Origin of the sequence: Thalassococcus arenae (genome assembly GCF_019104745.1) — a bacterium.
GTDB classification, from domain to species: domain Bacteria; phylum Pseudomonadota; class Alphaproteobacteria; order Rhodobacterales; family Rhodobacteraceae; genus Thalassococcus_B; species Thalassococcus_B arenae.
In genome coordinates this window covers 321,519-345,327 of record NZ_JAHRWL010000001.1, presented here as the reverse complement: position 1 = coordinate 345,327, position 23,809 = coordinate 321,519, and the positions used below count along the sequence as shown (strand labels likewise).

Annotated in this window: 20 protein-coding genes; 4 read left to right on the top strand and 16 right to left on the bottom strand. The window is 66.9% G+C overall.

Annotated features, from left to right (window positions below):
- Positions 1 to 143 precede the first annotated feature (143 nt).
- Entirely contained in the window at positions 144 to 2,360 is a 2,217-nt protein-coding gene (gene katG, locus KUH32_RS01695) for a catalase/peroxidase HPI (protein WP_217778228.1), read from the bottom strand.
- 154 nt (positions 2,361 to 2,514) lie between these two features.
- On the opposite strand from katG, the gene KUH32_RS01690 reads away from it, so the two are divergent.
- Entirely contained in the window at positions 2,515 to 3,414 is a 900-nt protein-coding gene (locus tag KUH32_RS01690) for a hydrogen peroxide-inducible genes activator (protein WP_217776335.1), read from the top strand.
- On the opposite strand, the gene KUH32_RS01685 is transcribed toward KUH32_RS01690, so the two are convergent.
- The 6 genes from KUH32_RS01685 to KUH32_RS01660 are packed head-to-tail and all read right to left on the bottom strand — an operon-like array spanning position 3,399 to position 8,202.
- Positions 3,399 to 4,085 carry an ABC transporter ATP-binding protein gene (locus KUH32_RS01685; protein ID WP_217776334.1) on the bottom strand — a complete coding sequence of 229 codons (687 nt, stop codon included), beginning with the start codon at positions 4,083 to 4,085 and terminating at the stop codon, positions 3,399 to 3,401. The two genes, KUH32_RS01690 and KUH32_RS01685, sit on opposite strands and share 16 nt — an antisense overlap.
- Positions 4,082 to 4,831 carry an ABC transporter ATP-binding protein gene (locus KUH32_RS01680; RefSeq protein WP_217776333.1) on the bottom strand — a complete coding sequence of 250 codons (750 nt, stop codon included), beginning with the start codon at positions 4,829 to 4,831 and terminating at the stop codon, positions 4,082 to 4,084. Before KUH32_RS01680 ends, KUH32_RS01685 begins: the two co-directional genes overlap by 4 nt.
- Complete coding sequence (locus KUH32_RS01675) at positions 4,824 to 5,807, bottom strand: branched-chain amino acid ABC transporter permease (RefSeq protein WP_217776332.1); 984 nt, start codon at positions 5,805 to 5,807, stop codon at positions 4,824 to 4,826. Before KUH32_RS01675 ends, KUH32_RS01680 begins: the two co-directional genes overlap by 8 nt.
- A complete protein-coding gene (locus KUH32_RS01670) occupies positions 5,804 to 6,724 on the bottom strand; it encodes a branched-chain amino acid ABC transporter permease (RefSeq protein ID WP_217776331.1) in 921 nt (306 codons plus the stop codon). Before KUH32_RS01670 ends, KUH32_RS01675 begins: the two co-directional genes overlap by 4 nt.
- A gap of 46 nt (positions 6,725 to 6,770) precedes the next feature.
- Positions 6,771 to 7,916 carry an ABC transporter substrate-binding protein gene (locus KUH32_RS01665; protein WP_431358171.1) on the bottom strand — a complete coding sequence of 382 codons (1,146 nt, stop codon included), beginning with the start codon at positions 7,914 to 7,916 and terminating at the stop codon, positions 6,771 to 6,773.
- A 49-nt stretch (positions 7,917 to 7,965) separates the two neighbouring features.
- A complete protein-coding gene (locus KUH32_RS01660) occupies positions 7,966 to 8,202 on the bottom strand; it encodes an Lrp/AsnC family transcriptional regulator (RefSeq protein ID WP_217776330.1) in 237 nt (78 codons plus the stop codon).
- A 115-nt stretch (positions 8,203 to 8,317) separates the two neighbouring features.
- Here KUH32_RS01660 and kynU point away from each other — a divergent pair, with 115 nt between their 5' ends.
- A complete protein-coding gene (gene kynU / locus KUH32_RS01655) occupies positions 8,318 to 9,508 on the top strand; it encodes a kynureninase (protein ID WP_217776329.1) in 1,191 nt (396 codons plus the stop codon).
- Positions 9,509 to 9,512: 4 nt separating this feature from the next.
- Here kynU and glpK read toward each other — a convergent pair whose 3' ends face one another.
- Both glpK and glpD read right to left on the bottom strand, forming a co-directional pair.
- A complete protein-coding gene (gene glpK, locus KUH32_RS01650) occupies positions 9,513 to 11,021 on the bottom strand; it encodes a glycerol kinase GlpK (RefSeq protein ID WP_217776328.1) in 1,509 nt (502 codons plus the stop codon).
- Between the two features lie 67 nt (positions 11,022 to 11,088).
- A complete protein-coding gene (glpD, locus tag KUH32_RS01645; RefSeq protein WP_217776327.1) occupies positions 11,089 to 12,675 on the bottom strand; it encodes a glycerol-3-phosphate dehydrogenase in 1,587 nt (528 codons plus the stop codon).
- 153 nt (positions 12,676 to 12,828) lie between these two features.
- Here glpD and KUH32_RS01640 point away from each other — a divergent pair, with 153 nt between their 5' ends.
- Positions 12,829 to 13,590 carry a DeoR/GlpR family DNA-binding transcription regulator gene (locus KUH32_RS01640; RefSeq protein ID WP_217776326.1) on the top strand — a complete coding sequence of 254 codons (762 nt, stop codon included), beginning with the start codon at positions 12,829 to 12,831 and terminating at the stop codon, positions 13,588 to 13,590.
- 62 nt (positions 13,591 to 13,652) lie between these two features.
- Positions 13,653 to 14,825: a phytanoyl-CoA dioxygenase family protein gene (locus tag KUH32_RS01635; RefSeq protein ID WP_217776325.1), complete on the top strand. Its 1,173-nt coding sequence runs from the start codon at positions 13,653 to 13,655 to the stop codon at positions 14,823 to 14,825.
- A gap of 415 nt (positions 14,826 to 15,240) precedes the next feature.
- Here the strand turns inward: KUH32_RS01635 and KUH32_RS01630 are convergent, their stop codons facing one another.
- The 7 genes from KUH32_RS01630 to KUH32_RS01600 all read right to left on the bottom strand — a co-directional run bounded on the left by KUH32_RS01630 (position 15,241) and on the right by KUH32_RS01600 (position 23,794).
- Complete coding sequence (locus KUH32_RS01630; protein WP_217776324.1) at positions 15,241 to 17,439, bottom strand: 3-hydroxyacyl-CoA dehydrogenase NAD-binding domain-containing protein; 2,199 nt, start codon at positions 17,437 to 17,439, stop codon at positions 15,241 to 15,243.
- Positions 17,432 to 18,388 (bottom strand): hypothetical protein, encoded by a 957-nt coding sequence (locus KUH32_RS01625; protein WP_217776323.1) that lies wholly within the window; start codon positions 18,386 to 18,388, stop codon positions 17,432 to 17,434. Before KUH32_RS01625 ends, KUH32_RS01630 begins: the two co-directional genes overlap by 8 nt.
- A gap of 7 nt (positions 18,389 to 18,395) precedes the next feature.
- The gene (locus tag KUH32_RS01620) at positions 18,396 to 19,607 is read right to left on the bottom strand and encodes an acetyl-CoA C-acetyltransferase (protein WP_217776322.1); all 1,212 of its coding nucleotides are present in this window, start codon (positions 19,605 to 19,607) and stop codon (positions 18,396 to 18,398) included.
- A gap of 13 nt (positions 19,608 to 19,620) precedes the next feature.
- On the bottom strand, positions 19,621 to 20,259 hold the full coding sequence (locus tag KUH32_RS01615) for a glutathione S-transferase family protein (protein ID WP_217776321.1): 639 nt from the start codon (positions 20,257 to 20,259) through the stop codon (positions 19,621 to 19,623).
- Between the two features lie 346 nt (positions 20,260 to 20,605).
- Positions 20,606 to 21,745, bottom strand: a complete 1,140-nt coding sequence (locus KUH32_RS01610) for an acyl-CoA dehydrogenase family protein (protein ID WP_254898960.1) — start codon at positions 21,743 to 21,745, stop codon at positions 20,606 to 20,608.
- A 9-nt stretch (positions 21,746 to 21,754) separates the two neighbouring features.
- Positions 21,755 to 21,967 carry a hypothetical protein gene (locus tag KUH32_RS01605; RefSeq protein ID WP_217776320.1) on the bottom strand — a complete coding sequence of 71 codons (213 nt, stop codon included), beginning with the start codon at positions 21,965 to 21,967 and terminating at the stop codon, positions 21,755 to 21,757.
- A 45-nt stretch (positions 21,968 to 22,012) separates the two neighbouring features.
- The gene (locus KUH32_RS01600; RefSeq protein ID WP_217776319.1) at positions 22,013 to 23,794 is read right to left on the bottom strand and encodes an acyl-CoA dehydrogenase C-terminal domain-containing protein; all 1,782 of its coding nucleotides are present in this window, start codon (positions 23,792 to 23,794) and stop codon (positions 22,013 to 22,015) included.
- Between the last annotated feature and the right edge of the window lie 15 nt (positions 23,795 to 23,809).

The window sequence follows — 23,809 nt, the reverse complement described above, 5'->3', positions numbered from 1 at the left end:
TCTCTGGCGCGCTTTCGGTTGCCGGTCAGAGGGACGCGGACAGCTTTGCGCCGACACTTCCGGTGCAACGCGAAAGAGCCCCCTTTTTGACGCGAAACGCCCCGCGCTGGGGCGGGGCGTTTGCAAGTGCCGTGGCGACCCGATCAGGCGTGCAGATCGAAGCGGTCGAGCTCCATCACCTTGGTCCAGGCGGCGATGAAATCGGCGACGAACTTGCCGCCGTTGTCGGCCTGGGCATAGACCTCGGCCAGCGCCCGCAACTGCGAGTTCGAGCCGAAGACCAGGTCGGCGCGGGTGCCGGTCCAGCGCACGTCGCCGGTCTTGCGGTCATGTGCCTCGAACAGCTGGTCGGACGGGCCGACCGGCTTCCACTCGACGCCCATGTCCAGCAGGTTGACGAAGAAATCGTTGGTCAACTGGCCCGGACGCCGGGTGAAGACGCCGTTCTGCGACTGGGCCGTGTTGGCGCCCAGCACCCGCAACCCGCCAACCAGAACGGTCATCTCGGGCGCGCTCAGCGTCAGAAGCTGCGCGCGGTCGACCAGCAATTCCTCGGCCGACAGCGTGAATTCGGCCTTGAGGTAGTTGCGGAAACCGTCCGCCACCGGTTCCAGCACGTCGAAGCTTTCGGCATCGGTCTGTTCCGCGCTGGCATCGGTGCGGCCCGGGGTGAAGGGCACGGTGACATCCATGCCCGCCGCCTTGGCGGCCTTTTCGATCGCCGCACAGCCGCCCAGCACGATCAGGTCGGCCAGCGAGATCTTCTTGCCGCCGCCGGCCTGCGCGTCGAAATCGGCCTTGATGCCTTCGAGCACGCCCAGCACGCGGGCCAGCTGGTCGGGCTGGTTGACTTCCCAATCCTTCTGCGGCGCCAGGCGGATACGCGCGCCATTGGCGCCGCCGCGCTTGTCAGAGCCGCGGAAGGTCGCGGCCGAGGCCCAGGCGGTCGAGACCAGTTCGGACACCGACAGGCCGCTGTCCAGCAGCTTGGCCTTGAGCGCCGCGATGTCCGCGGCGTCCACCAGCGGATGGTCGACCGGCGGGATCGGGTCCTGCCAGATCAGGTCTTCGGACGGGACATCCTTGCCGAGGTAGCGGATCTTGGGGCCCATGTCGCGGTGGCACAGCTTGAACCAGGCGCGGGCGAAGGCATCGGCGAACTCGGCCGGGTTCTCGTGGAAGCGCTTGGAAATCTTGGCGTAATCCGGGTCCATCCGCATCGCCATGTCGGCGGTGGTCATCATGATCTTGCGGGTCTTTTCGCCGGTGACCGGGTCGGGGGCGTGATCCTCGGGGCGCAGGTCCTTGGGTTCCCACTGCCAGGCGCCCGCGGGGCTTTTGGTCAGCTCCCATTCATAACCGAACAGCACGTCGAAATAGCCGTTGTCCCAGGCGGTCGGGTTCGGGGTCCAGGCGCCTTCGATGCCGGATGTGATGGCATCGGCGCCGCGGCCCGTGCCGTGGGTGCTGAGCCAGCCAAAGCCCTGTGCCTCGATCGGGCCGCCTTCGGGTTCGACGCCGACCAGCGCGGCATCCCCGGCGCCATGCGCCTTGCCGAACGTGTGGCCGCCCGCGGTCAGCGCCACGGTTTCCTCGTCGTTCATCGCCATGCGCGCGAATGTCTCGCGGATGTCGCGGGCCGAGGCCAGCGGATCGGGATTGCCGTCGGGGCCTTCGGGATTGACGTAGATCAGGCCCATCTGCACGGCGGCCAGCGGGTTTTCCAGCTCGCGTTCGCCGGAATAGCGGCTGTTTTCCTTGTCGGACGTCGCCAGCCATTCGGTTTCGGCGCCCCAATAGACGTCTTCCTCGGGTTCCCAGACATCGGCGCGACCGCCGCCGAAACCGAAGACCGGGCCGCCCATCGATTCGATGGCGACGTTACCGGCAAGGATCATCAGGTCGGCCCAGGAAATGGCGTTGCCGTATTTCTGCTTGATCGGCCAGAGCAGGCGGCGGGCCTTGTCGAGATTGCCGTTGTCGGGCCAGGAATTCAGCGGCGCGAAACGCTGCTGACCGGAGCCCGCGCCGCCGCGGCCATCGGCCGTGCGGTAGGTGCCGGCACTGTGCCAGGCCATGCGGATGAACAGGCCGCCGTAATGGCCGTAATCGGCGGGCCACCAATCCTGGCTGTCGGTCATCAGCGCGCGCAGGTCGGCCTTGAGCGCGTCGAGATCGAGTTTCTTGAAGGCCTCGGCATAGCTGAAATCCGCACCCATCGGGTTCGATTGCGGAGCGTTCTGGTGCAGGATCTTGAGATTGAGCTGGTTCGGCCACCAGTCGCGGTTCGAGCGGGTGGAAAACTTGGCCGCACCGTGCAGGACCGGGCATTTGCCCTCGGGAATGTCGTTGCCGTCCATCATGTCTGGACCTCCTGTGCTGGATTTCAGTTTGATCTGCGCAAGGCGGATGGCCGGCCCGTCCGGTCCGACTCCCCCACGCTTGGCCGCAGTCTAGCCCTTGCTGGCGATTAGTTTAAGTCGGATATTCTGATAGTGGTGATAAGGTGAGATTATGAAAAACATCACCCTGAAACAGCTGCGCTATTTCGAGGCGCTGGCCCGCCACCGGCATTTCGGCCATGCGGCGGCGGCCTGCGCGATCTCGCAGCCGGCCTTGTCGATGCAGATCAAGGAGTTGGAAGACACGATCGGCGCGACGCTGTTCGATCGTGGCGCGCGCGACGTGCGGCTGACCGGGTTCGGGCAGGGGTTCGCCACCCGGGTGCGCGATATCCTGGCGCGGGTCGACGACCTGGAAGATCTTGCGCGCGCCGCCGCCGAAAGGCTGGTCGGGCGGCTGCGGATCGGGGTGATTCCCACCGTGGCGCCCTATCTTCTGCCGTCGATCATCGGCGCGCTGGCGCGAAGCCATGCGGGCCTCGACGTGCATGTGCGCGAGACGATCACGCCGCGGCTGATCGACGAATTGTCGGACGGCCGGCTGGACACCGCCATCGTGGCGCTGCCCGTCTCCGAACCGGGCCTGGCCGAGGTGGCACTGTTCGACGAGGCCTTCGTGCTGGTGCGCGCCCGGGCCGATGCGGACAAACCGGTGCCGGATGGCGAGGCGCTGGCGCGGATGCGGCTGCTGCTGCTGGAGGAGGGGCATTGTTTCCGCGACCAGGCGCTGTCGTTCTGCAACATGCCCACCGCCGTCCCGCGCGAGGGGCTGGACGGCTCGTCGCTGTCGACGCTGGTGCAGATGGTGGGGGCGGGGATGGGTGTGACGCTGATCCCCGAAATGGCGCTGGGGGTCGAGACGCGATCCGCCCCGGTGGCGGTCGCACGGTTTCGCGAGCCGCAGCCGCGCCGCACCATCGGCATGGTCTGGCGGCAGAGCAGCCCGCTGGCGCCACAGCTGATGGGGGTGGCCGAGGTGGTGCGGGACACCGCCGGTCAGACGCCCAGGTAGCGTTCGGTCAGGTCGTGGGACAGGTCGGGCATCGGCCCGGCCCAGACGCTGCGCCCGCGGTCGAGGATGACCGCGCTGTCGGCGATGCCGCGCAATTCGCGCAGGGATTTGTCGATCACCAGGATCGCCATGCCCGTCTGCGCCTTGAGCCGCGCGATGGCGGCCCAGATTTCCTGCCGCACGACGGGGGCCAGCCCTTCGGTCGCCTCGTCGAGGATCAGCAGGCGCGGATTGGTCATCAGCGCCCGCCCGATCGCCAGCATCTGCTGTTCGCCGCCCGACAGCGACGCGGCGCGCTGGTCGCGGCGTTCGCCGAGCCGCGGAAACAGCGCCGTGACGGCGGCCATGTCCCAGGGACCGGGGCGCGCGGCGGCGGTCAGGTTCTCGGCCACGGTCAGACCGGCGAAGCAGCGCCGCCCCTCGGGCACCAGCCCGATGCCCAGCCGCGCGGCGCGGAAACTGGGCAGGCGGCTCAGGTCCTGGCCGTCGAAACGCAGCGACCCGCGCGCCGGCAGCATCCGGCAGATGGCGCGCACGGTGGTGGTCTTGCCCATGCCGTTGCGGCCCATCAGCGCGACAACCTCGCCCGGGGCAACGCCGAGGTCGACGCCGAACAGCGCCTGGCTGGAACCGTAGGCGGCGGTGACGTTGTCCAGACGCAGCAGGGTCATGCGGCGTCCCCCAGATAGGCTTCGCGCACCGCCGGATCGGCGCGGATGGCATCGACGCTGCCGCTGGCGATGATCCGGCCGTAGACCAGCACGCTGATCCGGTCGGCCAGGGCAAAGACCGCGTCCATGTCGTGTTCCACCAGCAGGATCGGCGCCTCGGCGCGCAGCCCATCCAGGAACCCTGTCATGCGTTTCGACCCGTCGGGGCCAAGCCCGGCCATCGGTTCGTCCATGACGAAGGCGCGCGGTTGCAGGGTCAGCGCCACGGCGACCTCGAGCTGGCGGCGCTGGCCGTGGCTGAGATCGGCGGTGCGTTTCGCCGCCAGATCGGCGAGGCCCACGCGTTCCAGCGCCGCCTCGGCCCGGCCGCGCAGCTCGGCATCGCGCAGCGCCGGGCGCCAGAACCGCCAGGGCCGGCCGCTGGCGCCAAGCGCGCCCAGCAGGGCGTTCTGCAGGACGGTATCCTCCATCGCCAGCGCCGAGATCTGGAAGGTGCGGCCCAGACCGGCATGGGCGCGCGCATGCGGCGGCAGGACGGTCACGTCGCGACCCATCAGCGACACCGATCCCGCATCGGGGGCCAGCGTGCCCGAGATCTGGGCGATCAGGGTCGATTTGCCGGCGCCATTGGGGCCGATCACCGCGTGGATCTCGCCCGGGCGCAGGTCGAGCGTGACATCTTGGGTGACCGGCAGGGCGCCGAAGGATTTGGTCAGGCCGCTTGTTTGCAGGACCGGTTCAGTCATGGCCGCGCGCCTCGCCCGCCATGAGGCCCAGCAACCCGCCGCGGCTGAACAGCACGATGACCAGCAGCAGCAGGCCGAGCGCGACGTGCCAGTATTCGCTGATCCCGCCCAGCAGGTGCTCCAGCGCCACGAAGACGACCGCCCCCATCACCGGCCCCCAGAGCCGCGCGACGCCGCCCAGGATGACGAAGATCATGATCTCGCCGCTGGTTTGCCAGCTGAACATCGCGGGGCTGACAAAGCGGTTGAGATCGGCGAAAAGCGCGCCTGCCAGCCCGGTGATCGCGCCCGACAGCACGAAGGCCGCCAGCCGCAGCCGCGTGGGGTCGAGCCCCACCGCCTGCACGCGGCCCGGCGCCTGCCGGGCGGCGTTCAGCGCAAGGCCGAAGGGCGACCGCGCCAGCCGCGCGCTGGCCCACAGCACCGCCAGCAGGATGGCCAGGCACAGGCCGTAGAACTGGATCGGCACCAGCGTGTTCAGGCCGGGAAAGCCGTTGCGGACGTAGATCGACAGCCCGTCCTCGCCGCCATAGGCGCTCCAGCTGATGGCGAAGAAAAAGAACATCTGCCCGAAGGCCAGGGTGATCATGATGAAATAGACGCCCGAGGTGCGCAGCGACAGCACGCCGATCACCAGCGCGGCCAGGGCCGAGGTCAGGACCGCGACCAGCCAGATCACCGGCATGGATTTCGTGCCGCCGATGGTCATCCAGCCGTCCATCAGCGGCGTGTAGGTCTGGGCGTGATGCGCCAGGATCCCCATCGCATAGCCGCCGATGCCGAAGAACACCGCGTGGCCCAGGCTGACCAGCCCGCCGAGGCCGAGCGCCAGGTTCAGCCCCACGGCCGCCAGCGCGAAGATCACCGCGCGGGTGGCCAGCGTGATGGTGAACGGCTCGTCGGCCCAGAGCGCCCAGCCCGGCACCGCGACCAGCCCGGCCAGCAGCAGGGCGTTGACGGCGGTCTCGCGGGTCATACGCGGGCCCCGTAAAGGCCGGTGGGCCGCCAGATCAGCACCGCCGCCATCAGCACGTAGATCGCCATCGACGCCAGCGAGGCACCCAGCGACGTGGCGCGGGCGGGCTCCATCACCAGCTTGAACAGCTCGGGCAGAAAGATGCCGCCCAGCGTGTCGGTCAGCCCCACCAGCAGCGCGCCGACAAAGGCGCCCTTGATCGATCCGATGCCGCCGATGACGATGACGACGAAGGCCAGGATCAGAACCGGTTCGCCCATGCCGACCTGCACCGACTGGATCGCGCCCACCAGCGCGCCCGCCAGCCCCGCCAGCGCCGCGCCGAGGGCGAAGACCAGCGTGTAGAGCCGCGAGATGTCGACGCCAAGCGCCGCGATCATCTCGCGGTCGTTTTCGCCGGCTCGGATCCGGATGCCGAGCCTGGTGCGGGCGATCAGACCCCACAGCGCCAGCGCCACGCCGATGCCGATGCCGATCAGGGTCAGACGATAGAGCGGATACTGGATGCCGCCGGGCAGGGTGACGGGGCCGGACAACGCCGCGGGGATGTCGAGATAGAGCGGGAACGAGCCGTAGAGCCAGCGCGTGCCTTCGGAAAAGATCAGGATCAGCGCGAAGGTGGCCAGCACCTGGTCGAGATGGTCCTTGTCGTGAAGCCTGCGGATCACCAGCAATTCCACCAGCGCCCCCGCCAGCGCCGCCGCCGCCAGTGCCGCGGCGAGGCCCATCAGGAACGACCCCGTCGCTGCCGCGGTGACAGCCGCGGCGAAGGCGCCGGTCATATAGAGCGAACCGTGGGCGAGGTTGATCAGCCCCATCACGCCGAAGATCAGCGTCAGGCCCGCCGCCATGAGAAACAGCATGACGCCGAATTGCAGGCCGTTGAGGACCTGTTCGATGATGAGGATCGTGGACATGGGAAATGGGGTGGGGCCGCCCGGTGACCGGACGGCCCGGTCTGGCTTACATCTTGCACTCGGCCGCGTAGGCGTCGGCATGGTTTTCCAGCGCGATGCCGACGATCTTGTTGGTCAGCACGTCGCCCTCGCGCACCACTTCGCGGACATAGATGTCCTGGATCGGGTGGTGGTTCGGGCCAAAGGCGAAATCGCCGCGCGTGCTGGCGAAATCGGCGGCCTTGAGCGCGGCGCGGAAGGCGTCGGCATCCGTGACGGCGGCCTTGTCCAGCGCCGAGATCAGCAGGTTGGCGGTGTCGAAGCCCTGGCTGGCATAAAGCGAGGGCAGGCGGCCGTATTTTTCCTGGAACGAAGCGACGAAGGCGGCATTGGTCGGGTTGTCGATATCCTTGGACCATTGCGAGGTGTTGCGCACGCCAAGCGCCGCATCGCCCACCGCCTGCAGGATGCCCTGGTCAAAGCTGAAGGCCGGGCCGACCACCGGCAGGCCGACGCCGCTGTCGGCATATTGCTTGAGGAACGAAATCCCCATACCGCCGGGCAGGAAGAAGAACACCGAGTCCGCCCCGCTGGCGCGGATTTGCGCGATCTCGGCGGCGTAATCGGTCTGGCCGAGCGTGGTGTAAAGCTCGCCCGCCAGCGCGCCGGTATAGAACCGCTTGTAGCCGGTCAGCGCGTCCTGCCCCGCCGGGTAGTTGGGCGCCAGGATGAAGCTGTTGGCGTAGCCCGCGCTGTTGGCATAGGCGCCCGCGGCCTCGTGCAGGTTGTCGTTCTGCCAGGCGACGTTGAAATAATTCTGGTGGCAGCCCGCGCCGGCCAGCGCCGAGGGCCCGGCATTGGGCGACAGGTAGAACTTGCCCTGCGCGGTCGCCGAGGGCACCACCGCCATCGCGAGGTTCGACCAGATGATGCCGGTCAGCACGTCGACCTTTTCGGACTGGATCATCTTGTCGGCCAGTTGCACGGCGATATCCGGCTTGCGCTGATCGTCCTCGATCACCACCTCGATATCGCTGCGGCCCGATTGTTCCACGGCCAGCATGAAGCCGTCGCGCACGTCGATGCCCAGGCCCGCGCCGCCGCCCGACAGCGTGGTGATCATGCCGACCTTGACGCCTTCGGCGATGGCGGGGCTTGCGACCGTGCCGGCCAGCGCCAGCGCGGCCAGCGCGCGTTTGGTGAAATTCATCATGTCCTCTCCCATTGGATGCCGGCGGTTGGTCCGCGGCGTTTGTCGGTGGTCAGAATGCTTTGAAGGTCAGGGTCGTCAAGGTGCGTTCGATGCCGTCGATATCGGCGACGTTTTCGTTGATGTAGTGGCCGACATCCTGGCCCTCGGGCACGTAGAGCTTCATCAGCAGGTCGTAGTCGCCGCTGGTCGAATACAGCTCGGAATGGATTTCCCGCAGCGCGATGGCGTCGGCGACCTTGTAGGCGGTGGCCGGGCGGCAGCGGATTTGCACGAAGACGCAGGTCATGGATGGCTCCGGTGTTGTGCTCGGCGTGCAGGAAAGGCGAAAACCGGGCCAAGGTCCAGCCCCCGCTTGTGTTTCCGTCGCGCGGTTGGATAGGACGGTGCAGGGAGGCCTGCACATGGATTTCAGCCGGACCAAGGCGCTGTTCGATCTGCCCGAGGGGGTGATCTATCTGGATGGCAATTCGCTGGGCGCGATGCCGCGCGGCGTGCCGGAGCGGGTCGAGGCGCTGTTGCGCGAGGAATGGGCGGCGCAGCTGATCCGCGGCTGGAATGCCTGCGGCTGGATGGACATGCCCGCCCGCCTGGGCGACCGGGTGGGGCGGCTGATCGGCGCCGCGCCGGGCAGCGTGGTGATGGGCGACACGCTGTCGGTCAAGGTGCACCAGGCGCTGGCCGCGGCGCTGCCGATGCGGCCCGACCGGCGGGTGATCCTGTCGGACAGCGGCAATTTTCCGTCCGACCTCTACATGGCGCAGGGGCTGGCCGGACTGCTGGGGCAGGGTCACGAGATCCGCACGCCGGATCCGCAGGATGTCGAGGCGGCGATCACCGACGAGGTGGCGGTGCTGATGCTGACCGAGGTCGATTACCGCACCGGGCGGCGGCACGAGATGGCGCGGTTGACCGCCAAGGCCCATGCCCATGGCGCGCTGACGATCTGGGACCTGGCGCATTCGGCCGGCGCGGTGCCGGTGGACCTGGCGGCGGTGGATGCGGATTTCGCGGTGGGCTGCACCTACAAGTATCTCAATGGCGGGCCGGGCGCGCCGGCCTTCATCTATGTCGCGCCGCGCCTTGTCGACGCGGTCGAGGCGACGTTGTCGGGCTGGCTGGGTCATGCCGAACCCTTTGCCTTCGCGCCCGATTACGCGCCGGCACCGGGCGTGGGCCGGATGCGCGTGGGCACCCCGCCGGTTCTGGCGCTGGCGGCGCTGGAAGTGGCTTTGGACATCTGGGACGAGGTCGACATGGGCGCGTTGCGCGCGGCCTCGGTCGCCCTGTCCGAGCGGTTCATCGCGGGGGTCGAGGCGCGCTGCGCGGGCGTGACGCTGGCCAGCCCGCGCGATGCGACGCTGCGCGGCTCGCAAGTGTCGTTCCGCCATCCGCAGGGCTATGCGGTGATGCAGGCGCTGATCGCCGAGGGCGTGATCGGCGATTTCCGCCAGCCCGACATCATGCGCTTCGGGTTCACACCGCTTTACCTGGATGCGGGCGATATCGACCGGGCGGTCGATATCCTGGCCGATATCCTGGCGACGGGCCGTTGGGACCGGCCCGCCTTCCACGCCCGCAAGGCGGTGACCTGACGGCTCAGAACGCCTGCGCGGCGGCGACGGCGCGTTTCCAGGCGGCGTATTTGCCCTCGCGCGTGTCGGCGGCCATGGCCGGGGCAAAGCTGCGTTCCAGCGCCCAGGTCCTGGAAAACCCGTCCATGTCGGGGTAAAGCCCGGCGCGCTGGCCGGCCAGCCAGGCCGCGCCCATCGCGGTGGTTTCCAGCACCTGCGGGCGATCCACCTGCGCGCCCAGGATGTCGGACAGGAACTGCATCGCCCAGTCCGAGGCGCTCATGCCGCCGTCGACCCGCAGGGTCGCAATGCCGGTGTCGCGCAGCGCGGTGTCGCCGCTGGCACCCCAGTCTGCCTGCATCGCCTCGAGCAGGTCGCGGGTCTGGTAACCCACGGATTCCAGCGCCGCGCGGGCGAATTCGGCCGGGCCGGTATTGCGCGTGATGCCAAAGATCGCGCCGCGGCAGTCTGCGTTCCAGTAGGGCGCGCCAAGACCGGTGAAGGCCGGCACCAGAACCACGGTCTGGCCATCATCGGCCTTTTCCGCCAGCGGCTGGGTTTCGGCGGCCTCGCGGATGATCCTGAGCCCGTCGCGCAGCCATTGCACCACGGCCCCGGCGATGAAGATCGACCCTTCCAGCGCGTAGGTGGGCGTGCCGTCCAGCTGATAGGCGATAGTGGTCAGCAGGCGATTTTCCGAGGTCACCGCCTTGTCGCCGGTATTGAGCAGCGCGAAACAGCCGGTGCCGTAGGTCGATTTCAGCATCCCCGGACGGAAACAGGCCTGGCCGATCGTGGCGGCCTGCTGGTCGCCCGCGACGCCCAGGATCGGCAGTTCAGCCCCGAACAGATTCGCGCGCGTCATGCCGAAATCGGCGGCGCAGTCGCGGACCTGCGGCAGCATGGACATCGGCACGCCCAGCATGTCGCACATGGTCTGCGACCAGCGGCCCTTGCGGATGTCGTACATCAGCGTGCGCGCCGCGTTGGTCGCGTCGGTGACGTGCTGTTTGCCGCCGGTCAGGTTCCAGATCAGCCAGCTGTCGACGGTTCCGAAGGCCAGCTCTCCGGCCTCGGCCCGGGCGCGCGCGCCGTCGACATTGTCGAGGATCCAGGCAACCTTGGTGCCCGAGAAATACGGGTCGAGCAACAGCCCGGTGCGGTCCTTCGCGGTGGCCTCGAACCCGTCGGCCTTGAGTTTCTGGCAAAAGGCCGACGTGCGGCGATCCTGCCAGACGATGGCGTTGTGGATGGGCTTGCCGGTCTTGCGGTCCCAGATCACGGTGGTTTCGCGCTGGTTGGTGATGCCGATCCCGGCGATGTCGGCGGCACGGATGCCGGCCTTTTCCATCGCGGCGCGACAGGTGGCGGCGGTGGTCGACCACAGATCGCCCGCGTCGTGTTCGACCCAGCCGCTGGCCGGGTAATGCTGGGTGAATTCCTCTTGCGCGACGGCGGCGATTTTCAGATCGCCGTCGAACAGGATCGCGCGGCTGGATGTGGTGCCTTGGTCGATGGCCAGGATGTAACCCATGTCCCTGTCTTCCCCGTTTTGGTCTTGTCGCTGTATTCAGGGCCGAACGCGGCGCCTGCGCAAGCGGCTATTGCGCCGCCTGGCCCTGCGGCGCGGCGTGGTCCTGCATCCAGGCATCCAGCGCGGCGATCTGGCCGGCATCCAGCCGCAGCCCCAGTTTCGAGCGGCGCCAGACCACGTCGTCGGCCCGCAGCGCGTATTCGTGACGCATCAGCCAGGTGACTTCGGCCTCGGTCAGGGTGGCGCCGAAATCGCGGCCCAGGTCGTCGGCCGATCGAGCATCGCCCAGCAGCTGCCGCGCCTCGGTGCCATAGGCGCGCACCAGCCGCTGCGCCCAGCGGTCGGACAGGAACGGATAGTCGGCGCGCAGCCCGGCGATCTGCGAAGCGACCCCGTCGACCGGGAAATCGCCACCGGGCAGCGGCACGCGGGCGGTCCATTTGGCGGGCAGGCCGGGGAAAAACGGCGCGATCTTGTCCAGCGCGCTTTCGGCCAGGCGGCGATAGGTGGTGATCTTGCCGCCGAAGACGTTGAGCACCGGCGCACCGCCGGTCTTGTCCACCGTCAGCACATAGTCGCGGGTCGCCGCCGTGGCGCTGCTCGCGCCGTCATCATACAGCGGCCGCACCCCGGAATAGCGCCAGACCACGTCATCGGCAGTGACCGGACGCTTGAAATACTGCGACGCGAAATTCAGCAGGTAGTCGCGTTCGGCATCGGTGCAGACCGGTTCGGCATCGGCATCGTCGTGGTCCTGGTCGGTGGTGCCGATCAGGGTGAAATCCGTCTCGTAGGGGATGGCGAAGATGATCCGCCCGTCGGTGCCTTGGAAGAAATAGCACTTGTCGTGGTCGAACAGGCGTTTGGTCACGATATGGCTGCCGCGCACCAGCCGCACGCCCTGCTGGGTGTTGAGCCCGATCGTGCCGCGCAGCACGTCGCCGACCCAGGGACCGGCGGCGTTCACCAGCATCCTGGCGGTGTGAGTTTCGCGGGCGCCAGTGGCGGTGTTTTCCGTCTCGATCCGCCAAAGATCGCCGTCGCGGCGGGCCGACAGCACCTTGGTGCGCGGCATCAGCTGCGCGCCGCGTGCCTCGGCGTCGCGGGCGTTCAGCACCACCAGACGCGAATCCTCGACCCAGCAATCGGAATATTCGAAGGCCCGTTTGAACCGGTCGTCCAGCGGCGCGCCTTCGCGCGTGCCGCGCAGGTCCAGCGTGGTCGTGCCGGGCAGGATCTTGCGCCCGCCCAGGTGGTCGTAGAGGAACAGGCCCAGCCGGATCAGCCAGGCCGGGCGGCGGCCCTTCATCCACGGCATGAACAGCGTCAGCAGTTTCGATGTCGGCGTGGTGCCGTCGAACCGCATGTCCTTGTGATAGGGCAGTACGAACCGCATCGGCCACGAGATATGCGGCATCGCGCTCAGCAGCACCTCGCGTTCGATCAGCGCCTCGCGCACCAGCCGCACCTCGAAATACTCAAGGTAGCGCAGCCCGCCATGGAACAGCTTGGTCGAGGCCGAGGAGGTGGCCGAGGCGAAATCGTTCATCTCGGCCAGTGCCACGCGCAGCCCGCGCCCCGACGCATCGCGGGCGATGCCGCAGCCATTGATGCCGCCGCCGATGATGAACAGATCGAAAGGGGTGTCGGACATGGCTTGCTGCTCCTGCAGGGCGGATGAAGCGGATATGCCAGATTCGCGGAAAAAAGAAAACGTTTGATCTTCGTTTATGTTCGCTTTCCGATACTTTCGGTGCTATTGCCGAGACAGGATTGCCATACGAACATTCGCGAAAACGAGACGCAGATGAACCAGACCCTGCGACACCCCGAGATCCTCGATATCGCGCGCCGCGACGGCAAGGTCACGGTCGACGCGCTGGCGGCGCATTTCGGCGTGACGTTGCAGACCATCCGCCGCGACCTGGCCGAACTGGCCGAGGCCGGGCGGCTCGAGCGGGTGCATGGCGGCGCGGTCTTGCCGTCGGGCACGGTGAATATCGGTTACGAGGAACGCCGCGCGCTGAACGCCGAGGCCAAGGCGGCGATGGCCCGCGCCTGTGCCGACCGGGTGCCCGAAGACGCGGCGGTGTTCCTGAACATCGGCACCAGCACCGAGGCGGTGGCACGCGCCCTGCTGCATCACCGCAACCTGCTGGTGGTGACCAACAACATCAACGTCGCCAACATCCTGATCGCCAACCCGACCTGCGAAGTCGTGGTCACCGGTGGCAGCCTGCGGCGCAGCGATGGCGGGCTGGTGGGGGCGCTGGCGGCGGAAACCATCCGGCAGTTCAAGACCGATGTCGCGATCATCGGTTGCTCGGCGCTGGATCGCGATGGCGACATGCTGGATTTCGACATCGCCGAGGTCGGTGTGTCGCAGGCGATCCTGCGGCAGGCGCGGCAGCGATTCCTGGTGGCGGATCATTCCAAGCTGAGCCGCACGGCGCCTGCGCGCATCGCGTCGCTGTCGCAGATCGACACGGTGTTCACCGACCGCGCCCTGCCAGCCGGGCTGGCAGCCGCCTGCGCGGATTGGGGCACCGAGATCGTCGTGGCGGGCTGAGAAAGCATTGGCGTTGCGGGGCATTTGCGCCTTAGCCTGATGCCACCGGCCTGGGGGTGCGCATGAAGGATCGACAACAAACCGGCTTGCCCGCGTTCTTCGGTGACGCCGATTGCGACCTTGGGGAATTCAAGGCGCTGGTCGCGCAGCGGCTGGACCCGAAGGATGTGTCGCATGCGGCCGAGATCGTCAGCGACATCCCGGCCTACGATGTGGCGGGGCTGGGCGCGGCTTTGGCCGATCCCGGGGCGCGCCACGCGCTGAAATCGGAATGGGCCTGGGTGCTGGGGCAGGGGCCGGGCGTTCTGCTGCTGCGCCGGGCCTATGCCGACACTGCGCCGATCGATGCGGCCAGCGCGATCTACGAGGCGATCATCGCGCGCGAGCGGGCCGAAAGCGGCGGCAAGGGCGATCATTTCGCCAAGGCCGGCGCCAATGACCGCATCTGGAATGCGCTGCAAAAGCTGTGTCAGGCCGACCCGGCCGTCTTTGCGCGCTATTTCGGCAATGACGCCATCGCGGCGGTCTGCGAGGCCTGGCTGGGCCCGGGCTATCAGATGACAGCGCAGGTCAACCTGGTGCGGCCCGGCGGCGCGGCCCAATCGGCGCATCGGGATTATCACCTGGGCTTCCAGTCCGACGCCGTTGCACGGACCTTTCCCGCCCATGCGCACCTGCTGTCGGCGGCGCTGACCCTGCAGGGGGCGGTTGCCCATTGCGACATGCCGCTGGACAGCGGGCCGACCAGGCTGTTGCCGTTCTCGCAAGCCTATCCGCCGGGCTACCTGGCCTATCGCCGCGCCGATTTCGCGGCGTTTTTCGACGCGCATTGCGTTCAGGTGCCGCTGGCCAAGGGCGATGCGCTGTTCTTCAACCCGGCGCTGTTCCACGCCGCGGGCGAAAACCGCAGTGCGGATATCCAGCGCATGGCCAACCTGTTGCAGGTGTCTTCGGCCTTTGGCCGGGCGATGGAAAGCGTGGACCGCGTGGCCATGTGCAAGGCGCTGTTCCCGGTGCTGGCGGCGGGCGGTTTGTCTGGGGCCGAGCGGGCCGCGGCGATCGCCGCCTGTGCCGAAGGTTACGCCTTTCCCACCAATCTGGACAACGACCCGCCTCTGGGCGGCATGGCGCCGCAAAGCCAGGCCGCGCTGATGGTGCAGGCGCTGGACGAAGGCTGGGACGACGCGGCCCTCGGCGCGGCGCTTGACGCGCAAGCGGCGCGGCGGTTGGGGTGAGCGGCGAGGGTGGCAGTGACTTGCAGCTCAGCAAGCCGAAGCCCGATCACGGCTGACATGATTGCCCGAGCGCAGACGAAGCGCATTGACGGGCCGCGGTGCGGCGAACGCGGCTGGAACGGCGGCGATTAATCCCAGCCATGTTCATCTTGGTTCAGAGCAAAGTGCTGGTGGTGACAAATCGCCGTGCCGTGGGGGCGGGTCATGCCGGAGGCATGCTTTCAGCATGACCGATGCGCGGCGCCCCGGAGCAAGTCCGGGGCTTGATTCCGCGCATGGCGCGCTGCTTGCCCGTCGACAAGAGGGTCCGCCGGGACGAGCGTTTCCGCGTCCCAAAACGACAAGGCGGGCCGGTCCGTCAGGACCGGCCCGCCCCCGGGCGACGCGCATCAGCGCGGCGCAATCCCTGTCACGCTCAGGCCGCGGTGGCCTGGGGTGCAAAGCGACCGTAGAAGGTCTGATCCTTCTGGGCCATTTCGCGCAGCAGCTTGGGGCAGGCGAAGCGGGCGCCGAACTTGGCTTCCAGCGCGTCGCATTGTTCCGCCGCCCAGGCCGCGCCGACCATGTCGAGCCAGCTCAGCGGGCCGCCCGACCAGGGCGCGAACCCCCAGCCCAGGATCGCGCCGACATCGCCTTCGCGGATGTCCATCAGCACGCCTTCTTCCAGCGCGCGCACCGCTTCCAGAACCTGCGCGAACAGCAGCCGGTTTTGCACCTCGTGCAGGTCGGGCTGATCCTCGGCCGCCGGGTACTGCGCCTTGACCGCGTCCGACAGGCCCTGGCGCTTGCCCTTGTCATCGTAGTCGTAAAAGCCCGCCTTGGTCTTGCGGCCCAGCCGGCCTTGCGCCTCCATCCAGAAGATCACCTCGTCCACCGCGCCGTCGGGATAGGCGTCGCCCATCGCGGCCTTGGTGGCGCGGGCGATCTTGGCACCCAGGTCGACCGAGGTTTCGTCGACCAGTTGCAGCGGGCCCAGCGGCATGCCGACCATCTTGGCGGCGTTCTCGATCAACGCCGGCGACACGCCCTCGGCGACCATGCGGATGCCTTCGTTGATATAGGGGATGATGCAGCGGTTGGCGTAGAAGAAGCGCGCATCGTTCACCACGATCGGGGTCTTCCTGATCTGGCGGACATAGTCCAGCGCCTTGGCCACGGCGCGGTCGCCGGTTTCCTTGCCCTTGATGATCTCGACCAGCAGCATCTTTTCCACCGGGGAAAAGAAGTGGATGCCGATGAAGCGGTCGGCATCCTTGGATGCCTTGGCCAGCTCGGTGATGGGCAGGGTCGATGTGTTGGTGGCGAAGATGCAGGTATCATCGGTCACCGCATCGACGGCCTTGGTCACTTCGGCCTTGATCTTGGGGTCCTCGAAAACCGCCTCGATGATCAGGTCGCAGCCCTTGAGCGCGGCGTAATCGGTGGTGGCCTCGATCCGGCCCAGCATCTGGGCGGCCTGCTCCTCGGTGATCTTCTTGCGGCTGACGCCCTTGGCGAAATGCGCCTCGGAATAGGCCTTGCCCTTGTCGGCGGCGGCCTGGTCGCGGTCCAGCAGCACCACGTCGATGCCGGCCTGCGCCGAGACCAGCGCGATGCCCGCGCCCATCATGCCCGCGCCCAGGACGCCGACCTTCTGCACCTTTTGGTCGGCCACGCCGTCGGGGCGCACCGCGCCTTTTTCCAGCGCCTCCTTGTTGATGAAGAGCGACCGGATCATCGCCGACGAGGACGGGTTCATCAGCACGTTGGTGAACCAGCGTGCCTCGATCTGCAGGGCGGTGTCGAAGGGCACCATCGCGCCTTCGTAGACCGCGCTCAGCAGCGCCTTGGCGGCCGGATAGACGCCCTTGGTCTTGCCGTTGACCATCGCGCTGGCGCCGACGAAGGTCATGAAGCCCGCCGGATGATAGGGCGCGCCGCCCGGCATCTTGTAACCCTTCTGATCCCAGGGTTTCACCAGGTCGGCATCCTTGGCGTTCAGCACCCAGTCGCGCGCGGCGGCCATCGGATCATCGGACACCTCGTCGATGAGACCGGCGGCCTTGGCCTTGTGCGGGTCGCTCAGCTTGCCTTCCAGCAGGAAGGGCGAGGCCGCCATCGCGCCCATCTTGCGCACCAGCCGCGTGGTGCCGCCAGCACCCGGAAAGATGCCCACGAGGATTTCCGGCAGGCCGATCTTGGCCTTGGGGTTGTCGGCGGCAAAGATGCGGTGGCAGGCCAGCGGCACTTCCAGCCCGATGCCGAGCGCGGTGCCGGGCAGCACGGCGGCGATCGGCTTGCCGCCCTTCAGCGTCTTGGGGTCCATGCCCGCGCGTTCGATCTTGCGCAGCATGTGATGGCCGTTCATCGTGAAGTCGAACAGCGCCTGCGCGGGTTCATCGCCTGCCTCGGCGCGGATCGATCCCAGCGTGTTCAGGTCCATCCCCCCGGCAAAGCTGTCCTTGCCGCTGGTGATGATGATGCCCTTGACCGCCTCGTCGGCCAGTGCGTCGTCGACCAGGCCGTTCAGAACGACCATGGACTCGCGGGTCATGACGTTCATGGATTTTCCCGGCACGTCCCAGGTGATGACGGCGACGCCATCGGCGCCCTTTTCCATCGTGAAGTCAGACATGGTTGTCTCCTGTTGTGGTGGTGTGGCCCGCTTGCGGGCGGCGTTCGGTTACGAAAATGAAGGGTTGTGCTGCGGCGTCGCGCCCCGGGGCCTGATCGGACCAGTTCAGGTGGCCCATCGCGTTGAGCACGCTGGATGCGCGCCAGGCGCCGTCGTCGCCAAGTTCCAGGTGCATCGTGCTTTCGAAGGATGGCACGACCTGCGTAGTGCCGCTGAGGATGTGCGTGTTGTACTGCCCGACCAAGCGGCTTTGGCCCAGCGGATGCACCGCGATCGTCCGGCGCACGATGTCGGTGACGCGATGCAGTTCGAATTCGGCCTGGTAGAGCGCCAGGTCGCGGCGAAGTTCGTCCTCGGTCTTCATGACCTGGGCGCCGCGCTGGGTGTGAAACAGCACCGGAAGCCGCACGCTTTTGTGCAGGCGGTCGACATCGTTGGTCAGGAAGGCCGCGGTGATTTCGTCGAGAACCGCCTGGAAGATGGCGATGTCGCCCGCCTCGCCGCGCGAGCGATGTTCGGTCGCGAAGGCCAGCGCATGTTCGGTATCCTCGGTCAACGCGTATTGCGAATCCCCGACCTTCCAGCCTTCTGCGGTGCGGTGCAGCACCGACAGCGTCGGATAGGGTTCGCGCATCGAGCCGTCGCGCAGATGGATCGTGGTCACATGGTTCGAGACGATCCGGTCGTCGCCGTCGAAATCCGCCTCTTCCACGTAACGCACCACCCGCGCGACGCCGTCATTTATGAAACTGGACCGCACCTTGTCGAACACCTCGCCCACGTCTTCCAGGGTTTCCAGCCGCCGTTGCCCGGCGAAACTGGCCACGGTCTGCGGCAGACGGAAACAGCGGGCAAAAGCCGCGAGATCACCGGCCTGCAGGGCGGCGCCCGTCTCGACAAGCAGGTGCTCGGCGATCCGCCGTGCTTCCGAGGTGGTCGACTGGTGCATGTCCGGCTCAGACCCGCTCGATGATCGTTGCGGCCCCCATGCCCGACGCGATGCACAGCGTGGCCAGGCCGGTGCCCTTGCCGGTGCGCTCGAGCTCGTCCAGCAACGTGCCGATGATGATCGCGCCGGTGGCGCCCAGCGGGTGGCCCATGGCGATCGAGCCGCCGTTGACGTTCACCTTGGCGTCGTCGACGTCGAAGGCCTGCAGGAACCGCAGCACCACGCTTGCGAAGGCCTCGTTGACCTCGAACAGGTCGATATCGGAAATGCTCATCCCGGTTTCGGCCAGGATCTTTTCCGTCACCGGAACCGGGCCGGTCAGCATGATCGTTGGGTCGGTGCCGATCTTGGCGGTGGCCTTGATGCGGGCGCGGGGCTTCAGGCCGTATTTCTTGCCGAATTCCGCGTTGCCGATCAGGATACCGGCCGAGCCGTCGACGATGCCCGAGCTGTTGCCGGCATGGTGGATGTGGTTGATCCGCTCGAGATGCGGGTATTTCATCAGCGCGATGGCATCGAAGCCTGGCATCACCTCGCCCATGTCCTTGAAGGACGGCTTGAGCGATCCGAGGCTCTGCATGTCGGTGCCGGGGCGCATGTATTCGTCATGGTCCAGGATCGGCAGGCCGTTCACGTCGCGCACGGTGATGATCGACTTGTCGAAGCGCCGGTCGTCCCAGGCGGCCTTGGCACGGCGCTGGCTTTCGACTGCCAGGCCGTCGGCGTCATCGCGCGAGAAACCGTATTCCGTGGCGATGATGTCGGCCGAAATACCCTGCGGCACGAAATAGCTGTCCATCGCCAGGCTGGGATCGACGGCGATCGCGGCGCCGTCGCTGCCCATCGCCACGCGGCCCATCATCTCGACCCCGCCGGCGATATAGCCGTCGCCCGCACCGCCCTTGACCTGGTTCGCGGCCAGGTTCACCGCTTCGAGACCCGAGGCGCAGAAGCGGTTGATGGCAAGACCCGGGATCGATTGGTCGAGATCCGAGGCCAGCACCGCCGAACGCGCCAGGCAGCCGCCCTGTTCGCCGACCTGGGTGACGTTGCCCCAGATCACGTCCTCGACGGCGTGGCCGTCGAGGCCGTTGCGGTCCTTGAGCGCGTTCAGCACCTGCGCGCTGAGGCGCAGCGAGGTCACTTCGTGCAGCGCGCCGTCCTTGCGGCCCTTGCCGCGCGGCGTGCGCACGGCGTCGTAGATGAAGGCATCGGTCATGGTCTTCTCCGTTTCAGGCCCGGTCCGCGGGGGAGCCGGGCATCAGGTCATAGGGGTGTTTCCAGCCGTCCAGCGCTTCGATGTTCGAAAGCCAGCGGTCGATTTCGGGCCAGTCCCGCCGGTCGAAACCGAAGGGTTCGGGGTAGAACAGGTAGCCGCAGCACGAGATGTCGGCATTGGTGATGCCGTCGCTGACGATCCAGTCGCGCCCCGCCAGATGGGCGTCCAGTACCTGGTAGGCGGCCTTGAGCCGGCCCTGCATGAAGCCGATCACCTCGGCCGGGCGCTTGTCTTCGGGCAGGAAATTCATCAGGAACCGGGTCATGCCGGCCTGCGAGCTGAGTTTGTGGTTGTCCCAGAACACCCACCGCATGACCTCGCGCGCCTCGTCCGGCGTCGCGCCGCCGAAGCGGCCGGATTTCTCGCTGACATACATCTGGATGACGCCCGACTGGGACAGGCGGACGTCGCCGTCCACCAGCACGGGAACCTCGCCCATCTCGTTGATGTCGCGGCGGTATTCCGGGGAGCGCGTGGCACCGGCGAAGAAATCGACCTTGACCGGCTCCCAGTCGAGCCCGCCGAGTTCCAGCGCCAGCGCCGCCTTGTAGGCATTGCCGGACTCGCCGAAGCAGTAGAGTTGAATGGTCATCACGCGGTCCTTCCGTCCGTGCTTGCGTCGCTTTGAGGAGTGGGGGCCAGCCCCCACACCCCCGGAGTTTACTTGGCAAGATGAAGAGCGGGGCGATCTTCACAGTTGGTTAACGCCGATCGGTGCATCTTTGTGGTGCGCGGCAGACTGGAGAGTTGAGCCGCGTGCAAGGTGAAGCTCCGGTGCCCCGCCTGCGTTCCGCCAAGCGGTCGGGCCGGGTGCCGGAGTGGATCGATTGCCGCCCATGCTGCCGTCTGGGGCTCGATACGCGATCCATCTTCATCTTGCCGGATAAACTCCCGCCGGAGGCTCCCGCAGGCAGCCAGAAAGCGTGCCGTCCGGGCCATCAGAGCGCCCTCGCGATCAGTTCTTTCATGATCTCGTTGGTGCCGCCGTAGATGCGCTGGACGCGGGCATCGGTCCACATCTCGGCCACCGCGTATTCCTGCATGTAGCCGTAGCCGCCATGCAGCTGCACGCACTCGTCCAGCACCTCTCCCTGGGTGTCCGACAGCCAGTATTTCGCCATCGCCGCCTTTTCGACGCTGAGCGTGCCGGCGATCAGCTCGCCGATGCAGTCATCAAGAAAGCTGCGCGCGATCACCGTCTTGGTCTGGCATTCGGCCAGCTTGAACCGGGTGTTCTGGAACTGCAGGAGATTGCCGCCAAAGGCCTCGCGTTCCTTGCAATAGGCGATGGTGCGGGCGACCGCGCCCTCCATTGCGCCCACCGCGCCGCAGCCGATGATCAGACGTTCCTGCGGCAGCTGTTGCATCATCTGGTAAAAGCCCCGGCCCTCTTCGCCGCCCAGCAGGTTTTCCGGCGGGACGGGGACGTTGTCGAAGAACAGTTCCGACGTGTCGGCGGCGTGGCAGCCGATCTTTTCGAGGTTGCGGCCGCGCTGGAAGCCTTCGGCGCCGTCGGTTTCCACCACCATGAGCGACATGCCTTTCGATCCTTCCGACGGGTCGGTCTTGGCCGCCACCACGATCAGGTTGGCGTGCTGTCCGTTGGTGATGAAGGTTTTCTGGCCCGAAAGGCGATAGACATTGCCATCGCGGATCGCGCGGGTCTTCAGCGCCTGCACGTCCGATCCGCCCGACGGTTCGGTCATCGCCAGCGCGCCGACCAGCTCGCCCGTGACCATCTTGGGCAGCCAGCGCGCCTTTTGTTCCTCGGTGCCGTAGGCCAGGATGTAATGCGCCACGATCCCGGAATGGATCCCGTGCCCCCAACTGGCGAGGTTGGCGCGCGAGGCTTCCATCAGGATCACGGCCTCGTGGCCGAAATCGCCGCCGGCGCCGCCGTATTCCTCGGGCACCGAGGGGCAGAGCAGGCCCAGTTCCCCGGCCTGCGCCCAGGTTTCCCGGTCCATCTGACCCTGCTTGCGCCACTTGTCATACAGCGGAACCCATTCGGTCTCGATGAATTTCGCGGTCATTTCGGCGAGCATCTGGTGCTCGTCGGTCATCCAGTCGCGTGGCATGACCCCTCCCTAGCGCTTGCGCTCCTCCAGTTCGGCGTTGAACTGCCGGAGCTTGATCGACAGCGTCTCGGTGTCGGTGACGCTGTCGAAATGTTCGAAGAGAAAGGACAGCGCCTCTCCCTCATCCAGCCCGGCCTCTGCCGCGAACCGCCTGAGCGACCGGTATCCGTCCTCGGTCATGGCGACGTTGAAACGGCGGGTCAGGCGGAATCTTTTCGGCATGCTCTACTCCGGGCGTGCGGTGCGCCTTGCCGGCGCACCGTGCCGTCAGAAGTTCGCGGCGTCCAGTGCCATGACCGTATCGGCCCCCGACTGGATGCGCGACAGGTGGGTCGCGGTCATCGGCAGCGAACGGGCCATGTAGTAGCGCCCCGTGGCGATCTTGGTCTCGTAGAAGGCGGTGTCGCCGCCGCCCTCGGCCAGCTTGGCCTTGGCCGCCAGAGCCATCCTGGACCACATCAGACCCAGGCAGACATGGCCGAACAGGTGCATGAAATCGTAGGACCCCGACAGCGCGTTGTTGGGGTTCTTCATGCCCTCGGCCATGAAATACATGCCCGCGGTCTGCAGATCCTTGGACGCCGCCTTGAGCGGTTCCAGGAAGGCCGCGTCGAACTCGTCATCCTGGCCCTTGTTCTCGGCGATGAAGGTTTTCACCATGTCGAAGAAGGCCATCACGTGCTTGCCGCCGTCCTGGGCCAGCTTGCGGCCGACGAGGTCGAGCGCCTGAACGCCGTTGGCACCTTCGTAGATCATCGCGATACGGGCGTCGCGGGCGAATTGCGACATGCCCCATTCCTCGATATATCCGTGCCCGCCATAGACCTGCTGGGCATTGGTGGCGCATTCGAAGCCGCGGTCGGTCAGGAAGCCCTTGATGACCGGGGTCAGCAGCGAGATCAGGCCGTCGGCGTCGGCATCGTTCTTCTTGTGGGCGCGGTCGATCATCTGGGCGCCCCAGTAGACGAAGGCCCGCGCGCCTTCGACAAAGGATTTCTGATCCATCAGGTTGCGGCGGATGTCGGGATGCACGATCAGCGGATCGGCGGGGCCGTCGGGGTTCTTGGTGCCGGTCACGTCGCGACCCTGCAAGCGGTCCTTGGCGTATTCCAGCGCGTTCTGGAAGGCGACATCGGCCTGGGCATAACCCTGGAGACCCACGCCCAGACGGGCTTCGTTCATCATCGTGAACATCGCGCGCATGCCCTTGTGGGCCTCGCCGATCAGATAGCCCGTCGCTTCGTCATAGTTCATGACGCAGGTCGAGTTGCCGTGGATGCCCATCTTTTCCTCGATCTTGCCGACCGAGACGGCGTTGCGCGCGCCCAGCGAACCGTCGGCATTGACCAGGAATTTCGGCACGATGAAAAGCGACACGCCCTTGATGCCCTCGGGTCCGCCGGGGATCTTGGCCAGAACCAGGTGGATCACGTTTTCCGACATGTCGTGATCGCCGGCCGAAATGAAGATCTTCTGACCGGTGATCTTGTAGCTGCCGTCATCCTGCGGCACGGCCTTGGTGCGCATCAGCCCCAGATCGGTGCCGCAATGCGGCTCGGTCAGGTTCATGGTGCCGGTCCATTCGCAGGTGACCATCTTGGGCAGGAAGGTGGCCTTCTGTTCGTCCGAACCATGCGCGTGGATCGCCGAATAGGCACCGTGGGTCAGGCCGGGATACATGTTGAAGGCCATGTTGGCGGCCGAGAACTGTTCGCCCACCGCGGTCGCGACGACATAGGGCAGGCCCTGGCCGCCATATTCGGGATCGCAATCCAGCGCGGTCCAGCCGCCTTCGCGCATCTGGTCGAACGCTTCGAGAAAGCCCTTGGGCGTGCGCACGACGCCGTTTTCCAGCTTGCAGCCCTCGGTGTCGCCCACCGGGTTCAGCGGCGCCAGAACGTTTTCGGCCAGTTTCGCGGCTTCGTCGAGAATCGCCGCCGTGGTGTCGCGGTCGAGATCCTCGTAGCCGGGGATATCGGTTTCGGCGATCTTCAGCACATCGTGCAGAACGAACATCTGGTCGGTCACAGGCGCCTTGTAGCTGGGCATGTCTCTCTCCCTTGG